At 43.9% G+C, this 23,125-nt stretch carries 23 protein-coding genes and 1 tRNA gene; 9 read left to right on the top strand and 15 right to left on the bottom strand.

The window, feature by feature from the left end; genetic code table 11:
* Positions 1-49: 49 nt before the first annotated feature.
* From mreC to rodA, 4 genes are read left to right on the top strand one after another with little or no spacing between them, the layout of a single operon-like run.
* Positions 50-904, top strand: coding sequence for a rod shape-determining protein MreC (gene mreC, locus HMPREF1535_RS01390; protein ID WP_007659017.1), 855 nt, complete (start codon positions 50-52; stop codon positions 902-904).
* Positions 897-1,412 (top strand): rod shape-determining protein MreD, encoded by a 516-nt coding sequence (gene mreD / locus HMPREF1535_RS01385; protein ID WP_007659016.1) that lies wholly within the window; start codon positions 897-899, stop codon positions 1,410-1,412. The genes mreC and mreD overlap by 8 nt, the downstream gene beginning before the upstream one ends.
* Positions 1,402-3,288 carry a peptidoglycan D,D-transpeptidase FtsI family protein gene (locus HMPREF1535_RS01380; protein ID WP_046145082.1) on the top strand — a complete coding sequence of 629 codons (1,887 nt, stop codon included), beginning with the start codon at positions 1,402-1,404 and terminating at the stop codon, positions 3,286-3,288. Before mreD ends, HMPREF1535_RS01380 begins: the two co-directional genes overlap by 11 nt.
* A complete protein-coding gene (rodA, locus tag HMPREF1535_RS01375) occupies positions 3,269-4,714 on the top strand; it encodes a rod shape-determining protein RodA (protein ID WP_046146357.1) in 1,446 nt (481 codons plus the stop codon). Before HMPREF1535_RS01380 ends, rodA begins: the two co-directional genes overlap by 20 nt.
* Here the strand turns inward: rodA and gldH are convergent, their stop codons facing one another.
* The 3 genes from gldH to spt all read right to left on the bottom strand — a co-directional run bounded on the left by gldH (position 4,715) and on the right by spt (position 8,017).
* The gene (gene gldH / locus HMPREF1535_RS01370) at positions 4,715-5,227 is read right to left on the bottom strand and encodes a gliding motility lipoprotein GldH (RefSeq protein ID WP_007659013.1); all 513 of its coding nucleotides are present in this window, start codon (positions 5,225-5,227) and stop codon (positions 4,715-4,717) included.
* Positions 5,166-6,641 (bottom strand): PSP1 domain-containing protein, encoded by a 1,476-nt coding sequence (locus HMPREF1535_RS01365; protein WP_046145081.1) that lies wholly within the window; start codon positions 6,639-6,641, stop codon positions 5,166-5,168. Before HMPREF1535_RS01365 ends, gldH begins: the two co-directional genes overlap by 62 nt.
* Before the next feature lie 188 nt (positions 6,642-6,829).
* Complete coding sequence (gene spt / locus HMPREF1535_RS01360; RefSeq protein WP_007659011.1) at positions 6,830-8,017, bottom strand: serine palmitoyltransferase; 1,188 nt, start codon at positions 8,015-8,017, stop codon at positions 6,830-6,832.
* Between the two features lie 198 nt (positions 8,018-8,215).
* Here spt and HMPREF1535_RS01355 point away from each other — a divergent pair, with 198 nt between their 5' ends.
* Positions 8,216-9,187: a diacylglycerol/lipid kinase family protein gene (locus HMPREF1535_RS01355; RefSeq protein ID WP_007659010.1), complete on the top strand. Its 972-nt coding sequence runs from the start codon at positions 8,216-8,218 to the stop codon at positions 9,185-9,187.
* On the opposite strand, the gene HMPREF1535_RS01350 is transcribed toward HMPREF1535_RS01355, so the two are convergent.
* Entirely contained in the window at positions 9,172-9,888 is a 717-nt protein-coding gene (locus tag HMPREF1535_RS01350; protein ID WP_046145080.1) for a tRNA1(Val) (adenine(37)-N6)-methyltransferase, read from the bottom strand. The genes HMPREF1535_RS01355 and HMPREF1535_RS01350 overlap by 16 nt on opposite strands.
* 104 nt (positions 9,889-9,992) lie before the next feature.
* On the opposite strand from HMPREF1535_RS01350, the gene lon reads away from it, so the two are divergent.
* A complete protein-coding gene (lon, locus tag HMPREF1535_RS01345; RefSeq protein ID WP_044214754.1) occupies positions 9,993-12,455 on the top strand; it encodes an endopeptidase La in 2,463 nt (820 codons plus the stop codon).
* Between the two features lie 181 nt (positions 12,456-12,636).
* Here lon and HMPREF1535_RS01340 read toward each other — a convergent pair whose 3' ends face one another.
* The 5 genes from HMPREF1535_RS01340 to nusB all read right to left on the bottom strand — a co-directional run bounded on the left by HMPREF1535_RS01340 (position 12,637) and on the right by nusB (position 16,075).
* Complete coding sequence (locus HMPREF1535_RS01340; RefSeq protein ID WP_007659005.1) at positions 12,637-13,086, bottom strand: DUF5606 family protein; 450 nt, start codon at positions 13,084-13,086, stop codon at positions 12,637-12,639.
* A gap of 99 nt (positions 13,087-13,185) precedes the next feature.
* On the bottom strand, positions 13,186-13,758 hold the full coding sequence (gene coaE, locus HMPREF1535_RS01335) for a dephospho-CoA kinase (protein ID WP_046145079.1): 573 nt from the start codon (positions 13,756-13,758) through the stop codon (positions 13,186-13,188).
* Positions 13,751-14,761, bottom strand: coding sequence for a CdaR family protein (locus HMPREF1535_RS01330; protein WP_046145078.1), 1,011 nt, complete (start codon positions 14,759-14,761; stop codon positions 13,751-13,753). The genes coaE and HMPREF1535_RS01330 overlap by 8 nt, the downstream gene beginning before the upstream one ends.
* A 13-nt stretch (positions 14,762-14,774) precedes the next feature.
* Positions 14,775-15,086 carry a preprotein translocase subunit YajC gene (yajC, locus tag HMPREF1535_RS01325; protein ID WP_007658999.1) on the bottom strand — a complete coding sequence of 104 codons (312 nt, stop codon included), beginning with the start codon at positions 15,084-15,086 and terminating at the stop codon, positions 14,775-14,777.
* Positions 15,087-15,148: 62 nt separating this feature from the next.
* On the bottom strand, positions 15,149-16,075 hold the full coding sequence (gene nusB / locus HMPREF1535_RS01320; RefSeq protein ID WP_007658997.1) for a transcription antitermination factor NusB: 927 nt from the start codon (positions 16,073-16,075) through the stop codon (positions 15,149-15,151).
* 224 nt (positions 16,076-16,299) lie between these two features.
* Here nusB and HMPREF1535_RS01315 point away from each other — a divergent pair, with 224 nt between their 5' ends.
* Positions 16,300-16,662 (top strand): DUF3276 family protein, encoded by a 363-nt coding sequence (locus HMPREF1535_RS01315; protein ID WP_007658995.1) that lies wholly within the window; start codon positions 16,300-16,302, stop codon positions 16,660-16,662.
* Positions 16,663-16,766: 104 nt separating this feature from the next.
* Here the strand turns inward: HMPREF1535_RS01315 and HMPREF1535_RS25270 are convergent, their stop codons facing one another.
* On the bottom strand, positions 16,767-16,937 hold the full coding sequence (locus HMPREF1535_RS25270; RefSeq protein WP_007658993.1) for a DUF362 domain-containing protein: 171 nt from the start codon (positions 16,935-16,937) through the stop codon (positions 16,767-16,769).
* Between the two features lie 111 nt (positions 16,938-17,048).
* Between HMPREF1535_RS25270 and porT the strand changes: the two genes are divergently transcribed.
* A complete protein-coding gene (gene porT / locus HMPREF1535_RS01310) occupies positions 17,049-17,750 on the top strand; it encodes a type IX secretion/gliding motility protein PorT/SprT (protein WP_010802419.1) in 702 nt (233 codons plus the stop codon).
* On the opposite strand, the gene HMPREF1535_RS01305 is transcribed toward porT, so the two are convergent.
* The 3 genes from HMPREF1535_RS01305 to rsfS form a co-directional block, all read right to left on the bottom strand.
* Entirely contained in the window at positions 17,737-18,570 is an 834-nt protein-coding gene (locus tag HMPREF1535_RS01305) for a phosphatidate cytidylyltransferase (protein ID WP_010802420.1), read from the bottom strand. The two genes, porT and HMPREF1535_RS01305, sit on opposite strands and share 14 nt — an antisense overlap.
* A gap of 136 nt (positions 18,571-18,706) precedes the next feature.
* Positions 18,707-20,770: an ATP-dependent zinc metalloprotease FtsH gene (gene ftsH / locus HMPREF1535_RS01300; protein WP_081615941.1), complete on the bottom strand. Its 2,064-nt coding sequence runs from the start codon at positions 20,768-20,770 to the stop codon at positions 18,707-18,709.
* 28 nt (positions 20,771-20,798) lie between these two features.
* Complete coding sequence (gene rsfS, locus HMPREF1535_RS01295) at positions 20,799-21,158, bottom strand: ribosome silencing factor (protein ID WP_007658988.1); 360 nt, start codon at positions 21,156-21,158, stop codon at positions 20,799-20,801.
* Between the two features lie 224 nt (positions 21,159-21,382).
* On the opposite strand from rsfS, the gene HMPREF1535_RS01290 reads away from it, so the two are divergent.
* Positions 21,383-21,453 (top strand) — tRNA-Gln (locus HMPREF1535_RS01290).
* Positions 21,454-21,543: 90 nt separating this feature from the next.
* On the opposite strand, the gene HMPREF1535_RS01285 is transcribed toward HMPREF1535_RS01290, so the two are convergent.
* The gene (locus tag HMPREF1535_RS01285) at positions 21,544-22,836 is read right to left on the bottom strand and encodes a site-specific integrase (protein WP_052716633.1); all 1,293 of its coding nucleotides are present in this window, start codon (positions 22,834-22,836) and stop codon (positions 21,544-21,546) included.
* Positions 22,824-23,090: a hypothetical protein gene (locus HMPREF1535_RS25710; protein ID WP_148499097.1), complete on the bottom strand. Its 267-nt coding sequence runs from the start codon at positions 23,088-23,090 to the stop codon at positions 22,824-22,826. Before HMPREF1535_RS25710 ends, HMPREF1535_RS01285 begins: the two co-directional genes overlap by 13 nt.
* Positions 23,091-23,125 lie beyond the last annotated feature (35 nt).

Raw genomic sequence — 23,125 nt, 5'->3', positions numbered from 1 at the left:
TTGATTAATTGGCATATTGGCACATTATCAAATTGGCACATTATTATTTATGCGTAAACTGCTGGACTTCCTGGTAAGAAAGAGGCATTGGTTCCTGTTCGTTTTGCTTGAGATTGTTTCGCTGATGCTGATTTATCGTAATAATGCATATCAGCGGAATATCATCTTCAGTTCGGCAAACGTATTGACAGGACATATTGCGTCCGTTTCCGGTTATGTAACATCGTATCTGAACCTGCATGAGATTAACAAGGAATTGCTGGAAAGGAACGGGCAACTGGAGATGGAATTGCTGGAGTTGCAGGACCGTTTGGATATGATGGTGGCGGATACGGTTGCTTTTGCCGGGTTTGCTCCTGATTCGACCGAGCAGTTTGCATATAGTTTTATTCTGGCCGGGGTGGTGAATAACAGTGTCAGCCATCTTTCGAATTATATCACTGTAAACAAAGGAAGTAAAGACGGAATAGCACCTGATATGGGAGTTGTTTCCGAAAGAGGAGTTGTAGGAATTGTTTCGACGGTGAACGATCATTTCTCTGTGATCATACCTTTGCTTAATCCGAAATCGCGGTTGAGCTGCAAAGTGTTGGGAAGTACTTATTTCGGGGCTTTGAGTTGGAAAGGGCGTGATATCCGTTTTGCCAATCTGGAAGAATTGCCGCGTCATGTGGAGTTCCAGAAGGGAGATACGATCGTGACAAGCGGTTATTCGAGCGTGTTTCCGGCAGGGCTGATTGTCGGTACGGTGGCAGATTTTGAAAAACAGCATGATGACAACTTTTTTTCACTGGAGGTGGAATTGGCTACGGACTTTCAGGCACTGAACAATGTCCGTATCATCAAGAATTATAATCAGGCAGAACAAAGAAGAGTAGAACAAGAGGCGAGAAGAAATGATTAATTTATTACGGGGATTGGTTTATTTCGTTGTACTGGTATTAATTCAGGCTTTGATCCTGAATAATATCCATTTCCTGCGGATTGCAACGCCGTTCCTGTATCTTTATTTTATTATAAAGATGCCGGTGGGTACGTCGCGCGACCTGGTCGTTCTTTTCTCTTTCCTTATCGGCCTGGTGATCGATATGTTTTCAAATACCCCCGGAATGCATGCGGCAGCCTGTACGCTGGCCGGATTTATCCGTGAACCGCTGATACGTTTTTTTATGGGGAAGGACTTGCCCGAGGGGATTTATCCTTCCTATAAGACCTTTGGTTATGGTGGCTTCTTCCGGTATGTGCTTTCATTTGTGGTGATTCAACATGTCACTTTATTCCTGATCGAATCGTTGACGCTGTTCGATCCGTTATTCCTTGCCATCCGTATCGGGGCGAGTGTGGTAACGACTACATTATTAATTTGTACAATAGAAGCATTCAATATAGAGACACAAAAGAGTGGAGACTAATACGAAGTATACACTTGAGAACAGGCGTTATGTGATAATAGGCGCTGTGGTTCTGCTGGTTCTCGTCTTTATCATCCGTTTATTCTACCTCCAGGTGGTTGAGAACGATTATAAAGCATGGGCAGACAGCAATGCGTTCTTGAAAAAGACCCTGTTGCCTTCCCGCGGAATGATTTATGACCGTAATGACAATCTACTGGTTTATAACCAGCCGGCTTACGATGTGATGCTTATCATGCGGGAAATCCAACCGTTCGATACGTTGGATTTCTGTAATATCCTGAGTATTACAAAAGAACAGTTTGAAAAACGGATCGCCGAAATAAAGAATCGGCGGTTGAATCCGGGATACTCGTCGTATGTCCCACAGGTTTTTATGAATCATCTTTCGGCACAGGAATGCGGTATCTTACAGGAAAAACTTTATAAGTTCCCCGGTTTCTATATCCAGAACCGTACGATCCGGCAATATGAATATCCTTATGCGGCGCATGTACTGGGAAATATCGGCCAGGTAAACCGGAAAGATATAGAGGCAGATGACTATTATGTGCAGGGGGATGATTCCGGACGTGCAGGTGTTGAACGTTCCTATGAAAAGCAACTGCGCGGGGAGAAGGGAGTGGAGATTCTTTTGCGAGATGTGCACGGCCGTATCAAGGGTAAGTATGATGACGGTGCGAGTGATGTAGCTCCAGTTTCCGGGAAGAACCTGAAGCTTTCGCTGGATATTAACTTACAGGCTTATGGCGAAAAGCTGATGAAGAATAAAGTGGGTAGTATCGTTATGATTGAGCCGGAAACCGGTGAGGTCCTCTGCCTGGTCACTTCCCCCAATTATGATCCGAGTTTATTGGTCGGACGCCAGCGTGGAAAGAATCACAGGATGTTGGAGGAAAATCCTCAGACACCGCTTATCGACCGTTCCATAACCGGTTTTTATCCTCCCGGTTCAACCTTTAAACCTACACAAGGGCTGATTTTTCTTCAGGAAGGGGTTATCACTCCTTCAACGATGTATACTTGTGCCCATGGATATACTTATTCGATCAAGCGGAAACCCGCCTGTCACGGGCATGCTTCTCCTTTAAGTCTTGTTCCGGCTTTGGCTACCTCGTGTAACTCCTTTTTTTGCTGGGGATTGCATGATATGCTGGATAACCGTCGCCGGTATCCCACTGTTCAGGAAGGCTTTGAGGTCTGGAAGAATCATTTGGTGTCGATGGGGTATGGCTATCCTTTGGGGATTGACCTGCCTGGTGAAAAAAGAGGATACATACCGAACAGTAAAGTGTACGATAAACTGCACAGGCGCTGGAACTCCAGCACGATCATCTCTATTGCGATAGGGCAGGGAGAAATATCCGCAACGCCGTTGCAGATATGTAACCTGGCGGCAACGATCGCCAACCGGGGTTATTTTATCACACCTCATGTGGTTAAAGAAGTACAGGATACCCCGTTGGATTCGCTTTATACACAAAAACGTTATCCGACTATCGATTCTAAATATTATGACATAGTAGCGGAAGGTATGCGCAACGCCGTATTGGGCGGAACCTGTTGGGCGGCTGCTATTCCCGGAATCGAGGTTTGCGGTAAGACAGGAACGGCAGAAAATCCTCACGGAAAAGATCACTCTGCGTTTATCGGTTTTGCTCCTTATAAGAATCCGAAAGTGGCAATTTGCGTTTATGTGCAGAATGGCGGCTTTGGTGCGGCGTTTGGGGTTCCTATCGGGAAATTAATGATGGAACTGTATCTGAAAGGTGAAATATCGCCGGAAAATAAGGCTTTGGAAGAAAAAATGATAAATTCGGTTGTTGCCGAAGATCGTGTTTATTTATTATCTGACCGTGGGTTACAGGAAAACTGAAATATGGAAGACTGTCGACTGGTTTACTATCATACTTTACTTGTTGATGATAGTGGCCGGTTGGTTTACGATTTGTGGCGCCAGCTTCGAATTTGACAGTATGGGGTTGTTCGATATAAACGGACGTCCGGGTTCGCAGCTGATGTGGGTTGGGGTGTCCATGGTGGTTATTTTTATCATACTGATGCTGGAAAGCGACTTCTTTGATGTTTTTGCTTACCTTATTTATGCGGCCGTTATTGTTTTACTGATAGCGACTATCTTTCTTGCACCGGATATAAAAGGCTCGCATTCCTGGTTGAAGCTGGGGGCTTTGCGTATACAACCTGCTGAGTTTGCCAAGTTTGCCACCGCTTTGGCTGTGGCGAAGTTTATGAACTCCTACGGATTCCAGTTGACTACCGTTAAGAATTTTGCCATCACGCTCATGCTGATTTTCCTGCCGATGATCTGCATTATCCTGCAAAAGGAGACCGGTTCGGCTTTGGTTTATTTTGCTTTTTTCCTGATGTTGTACCGGGAAGGAATGTCGGGATATATCCTGTTGGCAGGCATTTGTGCGGTGGCGTTCTTCGTTACTACCATGAAATTCTCGGATGTAGTGGTTGGGGCTACTGATATGGGAGAACTGATCGTCTCATCTATGATACTGGTTATCTCCTTTCTCCTGGTGGTCATGGTGCGGAAGGACCGGATGGCTTTGCAGGTTATGCTGGGAGGAACGGCAATCGTATATCTGGCTGCCTATATCGCTTCTTTGTTCGTGCCGGTAAACTTTGCCTGGGTCTCGATGGGATTGCTCGTGTTGGCAGTTATTTATCTGATTTATCTTTCCGTAAAGAACTGGATCTGGCATTATGCACTGATCGCCGCCTTTGCTTTGGGGTCGATGGCCTTCATGTATTCGGTGGATTATGTGTTCGACGAGATACTGGAACCCCATCAGCAGATCCGTATCAAAGTTTCGTTGGGATTGGAAGATGATCCGAGCGGTGCCGGTTACAACGTGAACCAGTCGAAGATCGCTATCGGGTCGGGAGGACTGACCGGAAAAGGTTTCCTGAACGGGACGCAAACAAAGCTGAAATATGTGCCGGAACAGGAAACAGACTTTATATTCTGTACCGTAGGAGAGGAGCACGGTTTTATCGGGTCCTCTGTGGTGCTGATCTTGTTCGGGACATTTATCATCCGGCTGGTTATTCTTTCCGAGCGGCAGAATACGGCTTTTGCCCGGGTGTATGGCTATAGCGTAGCCTCCATCTTCTTCTTTCACCTGGCGATAAATGTGGGAATGGTTACCGGAATAACGCCCGTAATCGGCATTCCCTTGCCTTTCTTCAGCTATGGAGGCTCTTCTTTGCTGGGATTTACAATCTTGTTGTTTATCTTCCTGCGCCTGGATGCTTCCCGGAGAGAGCGATGATCAATTAGTCTTTTCTACCCGGAATCCGATTTCTTGGATTCCTCTCAATGTACTGTCGCGCATTCCCTGGCGGAAACTGAATGTGTACATCCCTGGGTGTTCGAATTTGTAGTTGGTCCGTATCGGAAAGCTGGACTGGAACAGGGATATGCCATGCCCGTGCCATTTTCCGAACTCGTCAGCCAGCACACATTCTATCGTATCCCGTTTCAAAGGACCGATCGGCTGCTCTTCATTGCAGAAAAGCCAGAGGTTCTGGTAAGGATACATATTATTATTACGAACCTCGAATGTCAGGTTGTAGGGAACGGAAATGTCGTCTACATGAAAAGAGAAATAATATTCCTTATCCTTCCCCCACATTGTATTATCAATGGCCTGGTACTGGTCGTACAAGGCCTGTCGATCGCAGGAGAAGCATAAGGATATGAAGAGAACGACAATGAATCCTTTAAGCTTCGGGCTTATTTTCCGGTTTGTTGCCCGGTTTAGCTTGCTGCTGAGGTCTGTCATTATTCGCTTGCTTGTCATTATTGCCTTTAGGTTTTTGTCTGTTTCTGTTATTCCGGTTATTGTTGTTACGGTTGTTGTTACCGTTATTTCCGTTATTATTAGCGTTACCGCCTTTGTTACCGTTGTTGTTGCCGGAAGGTCTGTTGCTGTTTTCGTTACCCGGCTGTCTGTCGTTATTACCCGGCTGCTGCCTGTCGTTGTTGACGGGTCTGTTACCGGCCTGTTTGTTGTTTGCCGGCCTGTTGTTGCCGCCTTCGCCACCGGCAGCAGCGTTCGCATTGTTTCCGCCGCCATTGCCGTTATTGCCTCCGTTGTTTCCTGCCGGACGTTTTTTCTTCTTTTTCTTGACTGAGTCGAAACGGGTAACGCTATCCTGGCCGAGAATGTCCTGAGCATCGCGTTTGGGCGGCTGAGGTTTGGTGTCGGCTTCCAGTGTGACCGGTTTGCTTCCTTTCTTATTCATATTGATCACATCGAATGCACGTTCGGCTGATATTGTTATCAGGTTCGCGGCAAATGATTTGTCGGTAGAATAAGTTATTTCGCGTTTGAAGATGTCTGTCTTGAAATGGTAGTAGTTGTTATCTTTCGTTTCAAGTACGATCTCCCTCGAGGGCAGGCGTTTCTGAGCTTCCACATAGGCGTCCACTTCGTAATTGATACAACATTTCAGTTTTGCACATTGTCCGGCGAGCTTCTGCGGGTTCATGGAAATATCCTGGTAACGGGCGGCACCGGTAGCTACAGAAACGAAGCTGGTCATCCAGCTGGAACAACAAAGTTCGCGTCCGCAAGGTCCGATACCTCCGATACGCCCGGCTTCCTGGCGGGCTCCGATCTGCTTCATCTCGATACGTACGCGGAATGCTTCGGCCAGGACTTTAATCAGCTGGCGGAAGTCGACACGTTCGTCTGCGATGTAGTAGAAAATAGCCTTGTTGCCATCCCCCTGGTATTCTACGTCACCGATCTTCATGTTCAGTCCCAGGTCTGCTGCGATCTGGCGTGAACGGATCATAGTTGCATGCTCTTTCGCTTTCGCCTCTTCGTATTTCTCGATGTCGGTGGGCTTTGCCTTGCGGTACACTTTTTTAGGTTCGTATCCTTCTCCGGTACGTATATTGTTCTTTTTCATTTGAAGAAGAACAAGTTTTCCGGTGAGGGTTACTATTCCTATATCATGTCCGGGACTGGCTTCGACAGCGACCATATCTCCTTTTTCGAGAGGTATTTTGGAGCTGTTCAGGAAATAACCTTTCCGGGTATTTTTGAATTGTACTTCTACATAGTCGGTTGCATTTTCCGCATCAGGTACGTCGCAGAGCCAATCGTAGGTATTCAGTTTTGTATTTTGTATTTTGCTGCATCCCTTTTTCCCCATGCAGCAGCTTCCTTTATTTAGTTTGAAATCCATTTTCCGGTAATATATATGTTTTATAATGTGTATTGTATGTATGATACGTACAATTACGCAAAAATAGTCAAATATTCTCAGAGAATGAGCAAGGGATAGTGAAAAAACAAGAACAGGAAAAAAGTGAAAGGCCCCCAAGCCTGTATTTCTACCGTTTGGGAGCCTTTTATTATAAATATAGTAACTGTTTAGTCTACTAAGCCGTGACTTTTAAATACTTTGTGAATAGCTTCAAGCGCATAATCCAACTGCTCTTTCGTATGAGTTGCCATCAGGGAGAAACGGATCAGCGTATCTTCCGGAGCGACAGCCGGCGAAACTACCGGGTTTACGAAGATGCCTGCTTCGAACAGTTCCTTAACGATCAGGAATGTCAGGTCGTTGTCGCGGATGAACAAAGGAATGATCGGAGTTGAAGTATGTCCGATTTCGCAACCCATGTTACGGAAGCCATCCAACGCATAATGAGTCAGTTTCCACAGATGCTCGATGCGCTCCGGTTCGCTCAGCATAATATCGAGTGCTGCACCCGCTGCTGCGGTAGCTGCCGGAGTGTTACTAGCACTGAAAATGTAAGAGCGTGAATTGTGGCGGAGGTAGTTGATGGTGTCTTTGTCTGAAGCGATAAATCCACCGATAGAAGCCAATGATTTACTGAAAGTACCCATGATCAGGTCGACGTCGTCGGTAACACCGAAATGGTTACAAGTTCCGCGTCCGTGATCTCCGAGAACTCCCAAACCGTGTGCTTCGTCAACCATGATGCTGGCATTGTATTTCTTTGCCAAGGCAACGATTTCCGGAAGTTTGGCTATGTCTCCTTCCATACTGAATACACCGTCAATAACGATCAGTTTCACTTTGTCGGGTTCGCATTTCTGGAGTTGTTTTTCCAGCGAATCCATATCGTTATGCTTGTATTTAAGTTTGGTTGAGAATGACAGGCGATGGCCTTCGATAATGGAGGCATGGTCCAGTTCGTCCCATAAGATATAATCTTCACGCCCTGTCAGGCAGGATACTACTCCCAGATTCACCTGGAAACCTGTTGAATACACGATTGCGTCTTCTTTTCCTACGAATTCGGCCAGACGCTTTTCCAATTGGATATGGATGTCAAGCGTACCATTCAGGAAACGTGAACCGGCACATCCCGTACCGTACTTTTTGATCGCTTCAATTGCTGCCTCTTTTACTTTAGGGTGATTAGTCAATCCTAAATAAGCATTTGAGCCAAACATCAGGACTTTTTTACCGCTGATCATCACTTCAGTATCCTGATCGCTTTCGATCATTCTGAAGTAAGGATAAATCCCTGCTGCCATAGCTTTTTGAGGAGCATCGTACTTTGCTAGTTTCTCTTGTAAAAGTTTCATATTATTATTGAAGAGAATGATTTTCTCGCTAATTAAAATTCCATTAATAGAATTAAGGGTTTGTCGTATACATATTCATGTATGTTTCGGCAAATCCAGCCGCAAAAGTAGTAAAAAAATAACTTATAGTAGCCTTAATGCTTTAAAAGTTTTACAAAAGCATTATTTTTGTCGCTTCAATCTTTATAAACAGTTAGGATGGACGGGAAAAAAATAAAGGTACAGGCTATAATAAATCCTATTTCCGGGGTGGGATCGAAGAGAAAGATCCCTAAGATGATCGAGCGGATGTGCGAGAAAGGAGGATGTCCGTTGGAAATTTCTTTTACGGAATATCCGGGACATGCCAGCGAGTTGACCCGGAAAGCGATCGATGAGGGGGCTAATTGCATTATAGCAGTTGGTGGTGACGGTACGGTGAATGAAATAGCCCGTGCTATGGTTCATTCGGATGCCGTTTTGGGGATTGTCCCGAAGGGGTCTGGCAACGGGCTGGCCCGCGAGCTTCATATACCGATGGATGCTAAACGGGCGTTGGAGCTGATTATAAAAGGACATGTTTCAACAATCGACTGCTGCAAAGCTAACGACCGTGTTTTCTTTTGTACCTGCGGAGTGGGGTTCGATGCGGCAGTGAGTCAGAAGTTTGCCGAGGAAAAAAGGCGCGGTTCGCTTACCTATATAAAAAATACGGTGGCAGAGTATCTGAGTTATAAACCGGAGCCGTATGAACTGTTGGTGGACAACCAGACGATCAAGGAAAAAGCTTTCCTGGTGGCATGTGCCAATGCTTCCCAATACGGGAATAACGCTTTCATAGCTCCGCATGCCAATATACAGGACGGACGGATGGACCTGACCATTCTGTCTCCTTTTACGCCGCTGGACATAGCGCCGCTGGCAATCCAGTTATTTACGAAGCAGATAGACCGGAACAGTAAGATCAAAACGATGAAGGCGCAGCAGGTTACGATCATTCGCCAGAATCCGGGTGTCATGCATCTGGACGGTGAGCCGGTTATGGCCGACAGCCGGATCGATATTTCGATCATGCCGCAATCATTGCATGTGGTTACGCCGGAAGTCGTTTCCTTTACGGAGGAAGTCCATAATCTGTTCGGTGAAGTAACCCGCTTCTTCGATAAGAAATTACCTTACATTTTCAGGTAAAAATCTTTGGTCAGAGCAATATACTCCGGGGTATACTGATGCCGGGCTTCCTCGATGGTCAGTGTATTCCGGTTTTTTGTGTCTGTACTAACAGGAGATAATTCGACCAGTAACCGTTTGGGGTGTGCTCCCGGAACAGGGATCACGTTCGTTTGCCTGCAAATATGCAGGGAGTTTTTTTGAGCGGTCTCCCTGACTTCCTCTAGTTGCTCGTAAGGCAATACCAATGCTATACGTCCGGGCGAAGAGAGTAATGCCCGCGCGTTTTCGACCAGTTCGGATAGAGGCAGGCTGTCCGTATGGCGTGCAACCGAACGTTTATTATCCGGACATTTCAGTGAATTGATAAAGTAAGGCGGATTGGAGACGATCAGGTCATATTTTTTCTGTGCCATAGAACGGGCGAAATCCGCACAGGAAGCAGGAATAACCTTTATTCTGCCGGCAAAAGGCGAAGCCGCCACATTTTCTTCTGCCTGTATACAGGCCTCCTTGTCAATGTCGATCGCATCGATGTCCGCACAGCTCCGTTGGGCGAGCATCAAAGCGATGATGCCGGTCCCGGTTCCTATATCTAATATGTTTTTGCATGAGGCCGTATCTGCCCATGCTCCCAGCAATACGGCGTCTGTTCCGACCTTCATCGCGCATTTGTCATGCCGGATAGTGAACTTTTTGAATTGAAAATAAGGATTTGCCATACATATTTTTATAATGTAAGGTGCAAAAGTAGCTAGAATTGCCTGAAAAGCTGTAACTTTGGCACGTTTATTGTATCAATCTACACAATTGATAGGGAAGAAATATGATGAAAGAAAGAATGAAGAGGTTTGCCGATGAGTCGTATGACGATTTGGATGATAATATTGGGATTGTAATGCCCATCCTGACAGAGTGTGATGTGGATGAGGATTTTACAGAAGGTATAGATAAAGTAGGAAAAGTCGTTCCTATTCTTCCGTTGAGGAATATGGTTCTTTTTCCGGGTGTTGCCATGCCGGTCATTGTCGGCCGGCCTAAGTCTATGCGTCTGATAAAAGAAGCAGTCCAGAAAAAAACACTGATAGGCGTTGTCTGTCAGAAAGAGATGAATACGGAGGATCCGGGTTTTGATGACCTGTATACTACCGGTGTGATCGCTGATATTGTGCGTGTGCTGGAAATGCCAGACGGTACGACAACGGTGATTCTGCAAGGTAAGAAGCGTTTTTCCCTGGATGCCCTGGAAGAAACGGAACCCTATCTGAAAGGAAAGATATCCTTGCTGGAAGATAAGATGCCGGATAAGACCGACCGTGAGTTTGAAGCGCTTATCTCAACGATCAAGGATTTGACAATTAAGATGTTGGGTTCGTTGAGTGAACCGCCCCGCGATCTGATATTTTCCATAAAGAATAATAAGAATGTTCTTTATCTGGTCAATTTCTCCTGTAGCAATATCCCCAGCGGAGCGGAAGAGAAACAGGAACTGCTGTTGATCGGTGCCATGAAGGACCGTGCATACCGCTTGCTGTTTATCCTGAACCGTGAATATCAGCTGGTAGAATTGAAAGCCTCTATCCAGATGAAGACACATGAGGATATCAATCAGCAACAAAGGGAATATTTTCTGCAACAGCAGATCAAGACTATTCAGGAAGAACTGGGTGGAAATATAAATGAACTTGAAATACGGGAGTTACGGGAGAGAGCCTTTAAGAAGAAATGGCCGGCTTCTGTTGCTGAGATATTTGAGAAAGAAGTTCGTAAACTGGAGCGTCTGCATCCGCAATCGCCCGATTTCTCTATCCAGACACAATATGTGCAGACAATTATTAACCTGCCCTGGAATGAATACAGCAAAGATAATTTTAATCTGACACATGCCCAGAAAGTGCTTGACCGCGACCATTACGGACTGGAAAAGGTGAAGGAACGTATCATTGAACATTTGGCTGTCTTGAAGCTGAAAGGTGATATGAAGTCGCCTATCATCTGCCTGTACGGACCTCCGGGAGTGGGTAAAACTTCATTGGGTAAATCTATCGCTGAGGCGCTGCACCGCAAGTATGTGCGTATCTCGTTAGGTGGATTGCATGATGAAGCGGAGATTCGTGGCCATCGCCGGACGTATATCGGTGCGATGAGCGGCCGTATTATCCAGAATATCCAGAAGGCCGGAAGTTCAAACCCTGTATTTATCCTGGATGAGATAGATAAAGTAACGAATGACTTCAAGGGTGATCCGGCTTCCGCCTTGTTGGAAGTGTTGGATCCGGAACAGAACTCGACTTTCCACGACAACTATCTGGATATCGACTATGACCTGAGCAAAGTCATGTTTATCGCTACGGCAAACAATCTGAATACGATTTCACAGCCTTTGCTGGATCGTATGGAACTGATCGAAGTGAGCGGATATATTCTGGAAGAAAAAGTGGAGATTGCCGCCCGTCATCTGGTACCGAAGCAACTGGAGGCACATGGTCTCAGCAAAGGTAAGGTAAAACTTCCCAAAAAGACATTGCAGGTAATTATCGAATCATATACCCGTGAAAGCGGTGTGCGTGAGTTGGATAAGAAGATTGCCAAGATCATGCGTAAGTTGGCGCGTAAAGTTGCTTCCGACGAAGCGATCCCGGCACAGATCAAACCGGAGGATCTTCACGAGTATCTGGGAGCGGTTGAATACAGCCGTGATAAATATCAGGGAAATGATTATGCCGGTGTTGTTACCGGGTTGGCGTGGACGGCGGTAGGCGGAGAGATCCTTTTCGTCGAGTCCAGCTTGAGCCGTGGCAAAGGTTCGAAGTTAACTTTGACAGGAAATCTGGGAGATGTGATGAAGGAATCTGCCATGTTGGCACTCGAGTATATCCATGCGCATGCCTCTTTGTTCGGTATTAATGAAGAGTTGTTTGAAAATTGGAATGTTCATATCCACGTTCCCGAGGGAGCCATACCGAAAGACGGGCCCAGTGCCGGTGTGACTATGGTCACTTCGCTTGTCTCCGCTTTTACCCAGCGTAAGGTGAGGAAGAATCTGGCGATGACCGGCGAAATAACATTGCGCGGAAAAGTGCTTCCGGTAGGTGGTATCAAGGAAAAGATTCTGGCAGCCAAACGGGCAGGTATCAAGGAATTGATCCTGTGTAAGGAAAACCAGAAAGATATAGAAGAGATCAAAGCGGATTATGTGAAAGGATTGACTTTCCATTATGTGGAAGATATCCGTCAGGTGATCGACCTGGCTTTGCTGAAAGAGAAGGTAGACAATCCGTTGTTCTGATACATCTGTCTTCTGTCTCCTAAAGACGTTTTGTTTGTTCCATAGTAATGAAACAGTTGTTTCACCCTATAGAAACAGTTGTTTCATTACTATGAAACACTTTTCAGAATAAGATATAAAGGATAAAAAAAACCGGTGCATCCAATAAGGGTGCACCGGTTTTTTTATGACTGATTGTTTCCTATTCAGCTTTTGCTTCTGCGTTTGTATCTTCTTTAGCTTCGGCTTCTTCAGTGGCAGGTTCTTCTTCCGGAGTGAAATCTGTAATTTCGGCTCCGATCAGGATGTTATACCATGTCAATAATTTTTTGATATCGCTGGGATATACTCTTTCGCGGTCAAAATCAGGTAAAACTTCAGCAAAATAAGTACGCAATTCTTTAGTGTCGGAAGGTACTGTGACTTTGGCTCCGTTTTCTTTATTTTTTACGCTGGTAAGTACTTCGTGCAAAGGAACTTCTGTCTCGGTTGTATAGATAGCAATATCACCCAGCGAGATTACTTTATCTTTTGCGTACGCAGGTACTCTTTTCTTATCTGTCAACGATTCGACAATCAGCATGTTCTTTCCGTGGGAAACCAATTTAAATAATCCCGGTTTTCCCGAAATAGACAAAATAGTCTTCAACATAATACTTCGTTTTCTAATAGTGTTAAACTTTAAAGCTGCAAATGTAGTATAACTATACGATTTTACCGAAGTTTGGGAGACTTATTTTACAAATCTGTTTCATAAAGACACCAGAAATTTCTCAACCTGGGGAAGTAAAGCCTGCTTATCGTCGTTGTAGATAACATAATCGGAACGGTCTCTTTTTACCTCGTCCGGCAACTGGTTGTTGATGCGGCGTACGATTTCTTCCCGCGGGACGTTATCTCTCGCTACCGCCCGTTCGATACGGAGTTGCATGGGCGCATATACCATCAGGCTCTTGTCCACCACTTCGTTGAAACCCGATTCGAAGAGTATAGCCGACTCGATGGCACATATATCGGATGCCTGACTTTTTGTCCATGCTGAAAAATGACGGTTCACTTCGGGGTGTATGATCGCATTTACCTGCCGGAGATATTCCGGATTACTGAATATATGTGATGCGAGCAGCTTCTTGTTCAACCCTTTTTCTGTGTAGAGGTCTTCTCCCAATAATGCGGTGAGTTTTTCTTTAATGACAGGAGACGTGTCGGTCAGCAGTTTACTTTCCGTATCGGCGACATAGACCGGTACTCCGTATAAATTCAATAACGAAGCGACAACCGATTTGCCGCTTCCGATTCCGCCGGTTATTCCAATTTTAATCATGCAGATTGTTCTGTTCCAGGATAAATTCAATTTTGTCCGGGACAAGCGTAGCCGAACTTACCCAATCCGGTTTCTTTGTCAGTTGGATAGGTAAGGTGCCGGAGACGTTTTGTTCCAGATCTTTGAAAGAAAACTTTATTTCAAATGCATCTTCCGACAAGTCCTTGAAACGGGATAACGGAACGCTGCATGTAACCTTTGCTATGGAAGGAAAAGTACGCAATGTATAATGCGGAGGAAGTCCTGTACAGATGACAGGTATCTCCAATGTCTTTTCTGTAAACTCTTCAATAGGGATCGTTATGGTAACGCTTGTCGGATCATACGTCGCTTCACTGATCTTTTGCAGTTGTACGGTCCGTGTAATCGTTTTCGTCCCTTTCTTTATTTCGGTGAAGACGGTTTTTGCCTGGTTCAGCGTATCCAGTACAATGTCGCTGGCATATACACTGACTGTCGATGGCGAGATCAGGATGTTACCCGACACATGGAAGCCGGGATTTGTCTGGATAGTTCCGTCGAATATGACCGGGATATCTTTCTTTATCCGTTTACTGTATGCCGCTTCAATAGACTGGGGCTCGAAACCGACCAGCGAGGTCGTGGCAAGCAACTGTTTCTGTATGTCGCTTTGGATCGTTTTTTTGGTAATAGATAATGATCCGCTTTTCTCAGCCTGATTTTTCATATTCGTTTCGATCGGGGCAAACGATCTCCCGAAGGAATAGTTCAGCAGAACACTTCCTTTATCCTTTACCTTGGCAATGATCTCTTGCGGGGGAGTTTCGGTAAAAGAGATATCCGGTGGAATATTCTTGTATCTGACCGGGATGCTGATTTCTATTTCATATTCCTGCTGGAGGCTTTGCAATAACCAGAAACCTAATGACAGTAGTACGAAAAAGAAAAAGATTAATGCTTCCTTCCATCTCTGACGACGCAGAAAAGCATTAATCTTCATCCGGGCAGACTTGAATGATTGATTAATATCAAGCTGCGGCATATTTTGTTATTTCTTATTTTTGCTGTGCGTCTTCTGAAGAAGCAAAGATAGAAGTTTTATCTACACGGATGCGTACTCCGTCTGAAATTTCTATCAGCATATAAGTATCGCCGATTTCTTTGATCTTTCCGTAGATACCTCCGGCTGTGATCACTTTGTCACCCGTTTTCAATGCTTCACGAGATTTCTGTATCTCTTTCTGCTTTTTCTGTTGCGGACGGATCATGAAGAAATAGAAGATCGCAACGATAACCACCATCATAAGGATGCCTGACCACTGTGACTGGCCTCCGGCAGCCTGAAGTAAAATACTAACTAAGCTCATAACTAACTATATTCATTTATAAATTTGTACCTATTGACTAGCTACAAATGTAAGTATAATAATTAATCTTTAAGCAATACCTTTTCTTTTTTTAACTCGGATACAATAGAATCCAGGATTCCATTGATGAACACGCCACTTTTAGGTGTGCTGTAATATTTAGCCGTGTCGATGTATTCGTTGAAAGTGACATTGATGGGGATAGAAGGGAATGTCATGATTTCAGCCAGTGCAACCTGCATGATGATCAGGTCCATATTGGCGATACGTTCTGTTTCCCAGTTCTTCATATGTTTGTTGATACGCTCCCGATATTCGGCACCTTTCAATAATGACTGACGGAACAGTTTGATAGCGAAAGACTGGTCTTCCAGATCCTTGAACATAGGAAGCAGTTTCTGTTTTCCTTTGTTTTTTTCTTCGAACTGTTTGATTGTTTTCAGCGTGAATGTTTCAACGATTTCGATGTCGTCGTTCCAGTAAATGCTTTTGTCCTCCAGGTACTCTTCGATCATTTCGTTACCACAGATTAACTTTTTGAATACGGCACGCCAGAATTCTTTGTCAGTCTCGTAAGAATCGTTTTCGTTATCCAGATACTCGTTGTACAGGTCGGAAGCCAGGATCAGATCCAGTACATTCTTGATAAACTCTTCATCGTTTACCCACGATAATCCCTGTTCCGCCACATATTTCTGGAGCGCTTCGTTTTCGGCAACCTGGGCTGCGAAACGATTATTAACCAGACGGGTGTTAGGGTTCAACTCGGCGTGGGTCGGCATATACTTGCTTTTTTTGGCGTCAAGTGTCCGTTGCTGTAAGTTGGTGACTTCGATAATTAGAAGGAGGAAGTAGTGATATAAGTCGTACGACTTCCGTAAGCTGAAAAGCAATTCATTTTCCGCTACTTTGAGGTCATTGTTTCCGTTTTGATAGAATGAATAAACTATCTGTAAAACTTTAATGCGGATTAAAATTCTGTTGATCATCGTTTGAAGGAACTACTTTATTATAAATTAGGTTGCAAAGGTAGTCAATCTTTTGATAAAAGGCCCCCGGTTTATTTAATTTTATAGGTGTTAGGCGTTATTTTACACTTTCAAACGTAAAATGAGATATTTTGATGCGTTAAAATAGTTGTTGTTTAAAAAAAAATGCACATATTTGAAGCAAGTTATGAATATTGGGTGGGTGTTTAACAAATGTTGGCTATATGGATGAGTCGGTGAAGAAAATACAGGTTGAAGGTGGCGATAAAGAGATTTTGTACTCTAAGGCCATAAAAGCAGGTAAGAGGATCTATTATCTGGACGTAAAGAAGAACTTGAAGGACGATTTGTTCCTGGCGGTGACCGAAAGTAAAAAGGTGCAGCCTAAAAACGGAATGCAGATCTCTTTTGAGAAGCATAAGATTTTCCTTTATAAGGAAGATTTTGACAAGTTTATGGAGGGAATGAATGATGTGATCAATTACATCAAGCAACGTAACTCTGAAGATCTACAGGCACAAGCCCCGGATGCTGAGACAAAGACAGACGATGGTTCAGACGAGATAAAGCTGGACATCGATTTTTAAAAGGGGGGAAAATAATAACGAGCTGTTTTTCTTTATAAAGAAGAAACAGCTCGTTATCTTTTTATAGGTATCCTGTTATAAAGGTTGCCTATTTTTACTGCGGTTTATGCAACCGGATGAATTGCTTCAGTAGGACATGCGTCAGCGCAAGTACCACAATCAGTACACATTTCAGGGTCGATATGATAGATATCACCTTCTGAGATAGCTCCTACCGGACACTCGTCAATGCAAGTACCGCAAGCAATACAATCTTCACTAATTAAATAAGCCATTTTCTTAAACGTTTAAATTGATAACTATTAGTTGGTGCAAAAATAGAGTTTTATTTGTATTTCTGCAATAAGTTCTAATCTTTTTCGTTATAATTCAAAATTGATTGAGAGTTGAGACGTCTATTATTTCTATTATTGATATGCAGCCTTGCCGTCCCGGGTGTGATGGCGCAGAAAGAGAAGGTGAAGAATCAGCCGTATGCCGATTTGAAATGGTTTCATCTGGGATTCCATGTCGGATTGCATGCGCAGGATTTGTTGTTGACAAATACAGGTGTTACGACTGACGGTGAAACATGGTTTGCCGAAATCCCGACTTATTCGCCCGGTTTTAGTGTCGGTGTGATCGGTGATATGTATCTGAATCCCTATTTTAACCTGCGTTTCATACCTACAGTCCATTTCGGGGATAAGAAGTTCGTCTTCCGGGAACAGGTTACGGGTGAGGAGTTCACTACTTCCGTCCGTTCCACTATTCTGAGTTTTCCTTTGAGCGTGAAATTTTCGGCCCTCCGCCTGAATAACTACCGTCCTTATCTGATCGGTGGCGTATACGGAGCGATGGACCTTGGACGTAAGAAAGGGATGCCTGTTTTATTGAAAGCGGCAGACTTCGGTCTGGAGTTCGGTATAGGATGTGATATTTATCTGCCGTTCTTTAAACTCTGTCCGGAGTTGAAGTTCAGTTTCGGGCTGGTCGACCTGTTGCAGAAAGATCGTAGCGACCTGACCGATAAGGATCTGATCAAATATCCGAATGCATTGTCGAAAGCTACCTCCCGTATGGTTTCGCTGACATTTAATTTCGAATAAACAGTTCTATATAAATGTAGGCGGCAGGAGCTGCCAGCATCAGGCTGTCGAACCGGTCAAGCATTCCGCCATGGCCGGGCAGCACGTTGCCGGAATCTTTTACTCCCAATGTACGTTTCAGCAACGATTCGATCAGATCGCCCCAGGTTCCGAATAAGACAACGGTAGCCGACAATCCCAGCCAGTTATACCAACTAACTTCCGGTGCATACCATGCCAGAGCCTGCGAAGCGCCCAGGACTACGGCTAAACCTCCGAAGAAACCTTCCCACGATTTTTTAGGTGAGATACGTTCAAACAGCTTTCTTTTTCCGATCATGGAACCGACCAGATAAGCGCCGGTATCGTTCAGCCAGATGAAAATGAAGATCGCCATGACGAATAACGGGGAATAAACTACTTTACCCGGGGTGTCAGGTATGGCTGCGATAAAGTTCAGCATCGAAAATGTCCCGGCACAATACACCTGTGCGAAAAGAGTGAATGCCCAGTTGTTGATCGGGTTCGGTGCTTTATAATATAACTCGGCAACTAATGTATATATAAGAAATAGGAGATAAGGCAGGAAAACGACGCCGTCTGTCAGTTGGTTTGTGTAAGCGAAGGTGGCGGCAAATAAATAAACGCCTCCCAGCGAAGAGACTGCCCGTTTTATGGAGGCATCCTCATAATGCTTTACCAAACCATAAAATTCCCATAATGTCAATCCGGTGATCAGACTGAAAAGAACAAGAAAAGAGATCGGGTGGTAGCAAATTGCTCCAACCAGCACTGCAACGAAGATTATACCGGTAAGTGCCCGTTTTATCAGATTTTTCAAAACCGTATGTTGTTTTGTTCGTTTGTTGATTTATTTTCCGTGCAAAGATAAAGAATAAATCTAAATAAAAAGAGACCGGACAGTATCTTTACGAAAGAACTGTCCGGTCTCTTTTTATTTATCCCATGTATGTTTGTCAGGCAATATTGTCAGTCTCATTGGTTCCTGCCGGTACAGCCCGAACTTTGTAGTCGCTTGATTGGGGAGTTGTTTCATCCGTTTTTGTTTCTTCGGCGGCAACTTGCTTGTCGTTGTTTGCCTTTTCCTGCAAATCCAGAATTTCCTGTGAGCGTGAGATCCAGGCCCGTTTGCCGAAGATATGCTCAACATCTTCCGTATAGATCACTTCGCGTTCGAGCAAGACTTGCGCCAGTTTGTTATGTCCTTCTGCGTGGTCGGACAGGATTTTTTTAGCGCGTTCGTATTGTTCGGTAATGATTCTTTGTACTTCCTGGTCGATCATGCGGGAAGTCTCCTCGCTATACGGCTTGGTGAATCCCCAGTCCTGACCGCTCGAATCGTAATAATTCAGGTTAGGAAGTTTTTCACTCATACCGAAGTAGACAACCATGGCGTAAGCCTGCTTGGTTACCCGTTCCAGGTCATTGGATGCTCCGGTCGTTATTTTACCGAGGAAAAATTCATCTGCTGCACGTCCGCCCAGCGTTGCGCACATCTCATCGAGCATTTGTTCGCGGGTGGTGATCTGGCGTTCTTCCGGCATATACCAGGCTGCTCCCAATGCTTTACCTCTCGGTACGATAGTCACCTTAACCAACGGATTGGCATGTTCAAGGAACCAGCTTAATGTGGCATGGCCTGCTTCGTGATAAGCAATACTCTTCCGTTCGTCCGCGGTTGTTATCATAGTACGTTTTTCCAAACCACCGACAATACGATCTACCGCATTCATGAAATCATCTTTCTGAACGAACTTTTTACCGCCACGGGCCGCTATCAATGCTGCTTCATTACAAACATTGGCGATATCGGCTCCAGAGAATCCCGGAGTCTGGCGAGCCATGAATTCTGCATCAACACTTTCATCTATCTTGATCGGACGCAGATGCACGCCGAATATCTCTTTACGTTCGTTTAAGTCCGGCAGTTCCACACTGATCTGACGGTCAAAACGTCCTGCGCGGAGCAACGCCTTATCCAGAATATCTGCACGGTTAGTGGCAGCCAGGATGATCACACCGCTGTTTGAGCCGAAACCGTCCATTTCTGTCAGCAACTGGTTCAAGGTGTTTTCGCGTTCGTCGTTACTGTTCATGTTGGCATTTTTGCCACGGGCACGGCCTACGGCATCTATTTCATCGATGAACACGATACACGGGGACTTCTCTTTGGCCTGGCGGAACAGATCACGGACACGTGACGCACCTACGCCGACAAACATTTCGACAAAGTCGGAACCTGACAGTGAGAAGAAAGGAACATCCGCTTCACCGGCTACCGCCTTTGCAAGCAATGTCTTACCTGTTCCCGGAGGACCGACCAATAAAGCGCCCTTAGGTATTTTACCACCTAATTCGGTATATTTTTCCGGATTTTTGAGGAATGCGACGATTTCTTCCACCTCTTGCTTGGCTTCTGACAAACCTGCCACATCTTTAAATGTCACTTTCCGGTCGTTATCTTTATCAAAGAGTTGTGCTTTTGCTTTGCCGACACTGAATACCCCGCCCGGACCACCGCCTGCACCGCCTGACATTCTTCTCATCAGGAAGATCCACACAACAATGATCAGGATGATCGGTCCGAAAGAAACCAAAAAATTCCATATGGCATCGTCGCCTTCTTCATATCGTACTTGAGTATCAATATGATTCTCTGTTACCGCTTTGTCGTAAAAATCGGAAAATTTGTCTGCTGACGGTATTTTGACATACACTTTTGGGTTTGTGCCTAAAGTCGTGCTGTCACTTTTAAAGACTAATGCTTTCTTACCGCTCTTGACAGTGGCCTCCACCAGATTTTTCTTGTTGTAGACAGCCATTTTGTCAAAGACATTATCCTGGGCCAGTTTCTGGAATTCGGTCCATCCCAATTCTTTCGATGCCGAGGAATCGTTCGTCAGATACAGAGCAATAAGCATCATAAAAATTAGCCCGTACATCCAATACAGGTTAAACTTGAACATTTTAGGCTTATTGTTCTTCGGCACTTTATTAAACATGTCGTTTTTATTTTCCATACTTTGAATTCGATAATATTAATCCGGCTTAATCGAGATTCGGGATCTGGGTGACTTTAGAGTCAGACCATAGGGTCTCCAGATTATAAAACTCGCGTTGCTCCGGCAAGAATATGTGTACAAGAACCGTGCCATAATCCATCCCTATCCATTGGGCACTCTGGTTGCCATCAATAGACAAAGGTTTCTCGCCCGCTTTTTTGCGCGCGAAATCCCACACGGAATCAGAAAGTGCTGATACCTGAGTAGGAGTGTTCCCTTCGCATATGACCATATATTGGCATACGGCTCCGGATAGTTGGGTTAAATCTACGGTTACAATATTTTTGCCTTTTTTCTCTTGTAGGCCTTCAACAATTGTGTTTACTAATTCTTTTGTTTGATCCATTTATTTTTTATTGAATAATTTTCGAAGTTGCAAATATACTTCTTAATTTATTATCTGCATGCTTTCTCTATTTAATATATGTATAAACCCTGTAAATTCAAAACAGGAGAAAAAGAAAAATGTTTATTTTGATGAAATTTTTTCTCGAAATATTTGCAAGAATAAAAAATGTCCGTATCTTTGCACCCGTAATCGAGAAACATACTACTCGAGACAATAAAAATTGTTCTATGGTGTAATGGTAACACGTCAGATTCTGGTCCTGAAATTCCAGGTTCGAGCCCTGGTAGAACAACAACTTTAAAAATCATCCCTTGTAAGTTATGGCTTGCAAGGGATTTTTCATTTACGGGGTACATAATAGGGGACATTTTGTTCTGATTGTTTACTCAGTTTCTATTTGGGTAGCCATTTTATCAGCATTCTCTTCCAATGAGACTTTTATATAGTCCATCAAACTTTCAGCGGTAGTATGTCCGGTTACTTTCATTATTTGTATAGCGGAGTAGCCAAGTAAAAATAAATTTGTTGCACCGGTACGGCGTGCGGTGTGTGAGGTGATCAACTCGTATTTTTTTACCAGGCGCTCTTTTGTTTCACCACCTATGTTCTCAGTCAAAACTACTTCTTTGTCGATACCGGCCAGTTCTCCGATTTTTTTTAGTGCTCGGTTGAATGGCTGTTCTACTATTTTAGGTACTTTGTAATCATATTTCTGTAATAAGGTGTCAAGCTCTGGAAATAAGAAGGGGATCAATACGCGTTGCTTAGTTTTGATTTGTACTAAATCAATGACCTTGTTTCCGTTTCCTGTTGTTTGGATATGCTCAGGAGAGATTCTGCTGTAGTCGCTGTAGCGCTGTGCTACATAACAACCGATCAGGAATACATCTCTGTATTTTTCGTATGTTCCGGATAGCGGTAAGTCTATCAGCTTTTTCAATTCCTCAGATGTGAGGTATATGTTATAAACTTTTTCTTTGACAGCTTTAAAGTTGTTTGATTGAAATATAGTGTTTTTACTTATTCCTTCTTCAAAAGCTGTATGTAGTACTGCTTTTATTCTTTTTATAACAGATCCTGTTGTATTGGTCCGGAATCCAATCTGATTACAATATTGGAGTAAACTGTTGTAAAAATCAATATCTATTTCTTCTATATTAATGCAACCGATCTCTTTTTCAAAATCAGTCAACAACAATAGGTTTGATTTGTATGATTTGATAGTGTTAGGAGAATATTTTGTCCCTTTGTCGGTTAGATATGTACCGTTTTCCATCCGGGTGACCACAGACGTGAAGTATTCAATGAAGTTAACGGGTTTTACTTCTTCGATCATTTTACGACCTAAAAATTCTAAGACTCGTTTCTGTATCGTGTCGAGTGATACAGTCTTGTCTCTTTTTAGGTCAAGGATTAGATCGTTAACGAACAGATCAATCTCGTCTAACTTGATGGAAAGAATGCTAAGTTCCTTTTGTAAGATGGGAGCAAGGGTTCTTAATTGTTTTTTATTCGATATTGGACGCTGGTTGTCCTTATCCCAGTATTCCGGGATAATAGTTTCTGATGTAGAGATTTTTAACCGTTTACCTTTCCAATTGAGGAAGAGGTATATAAGGGTATGTGTTCCTCTATTCGGTTCTTTTAATATGAATTTGGGTTCTAATCCTGCCATTTTACTTCGTAGTCATTCATGTTTAAATAGTCATCCGGATCGTCCCAATGTGAGATACCTAGTACTTTTCCTGTTTTGGAATCTTCCAATAAAACATATTTGTCTCCGTCGATATGTATTGTCTCCGGAAATGATGCTATCATTGCTTTAGCTTTATCAATATTGAATACAGGGCATTCGATAATATCAAAACGTTCTATTTCCCTTTCTAGTTGTTTGAGTAGTTCTTCCTTATCGACTTTCCAGAACTTCATTTTTTTGTTTGTAAACTTACCAAATGAGTACCAAA

Source organism: Parabacteroides goldsteinii DSM 19448 = WAL 12034, assembly GCF_000969835.1.
Taxonomy (GTDB): domain Bacteria; phylum Bacteroidota; class Bacteroidia; order Bacteroidales; family Tannerellaceae; genus Parabacteroides; species Parabacteroides goldsteinii.
Note: the sequence above shows the minus strand (reverse complement) of the source record. Positions and strands in the feature narration are given on the sequence as shown.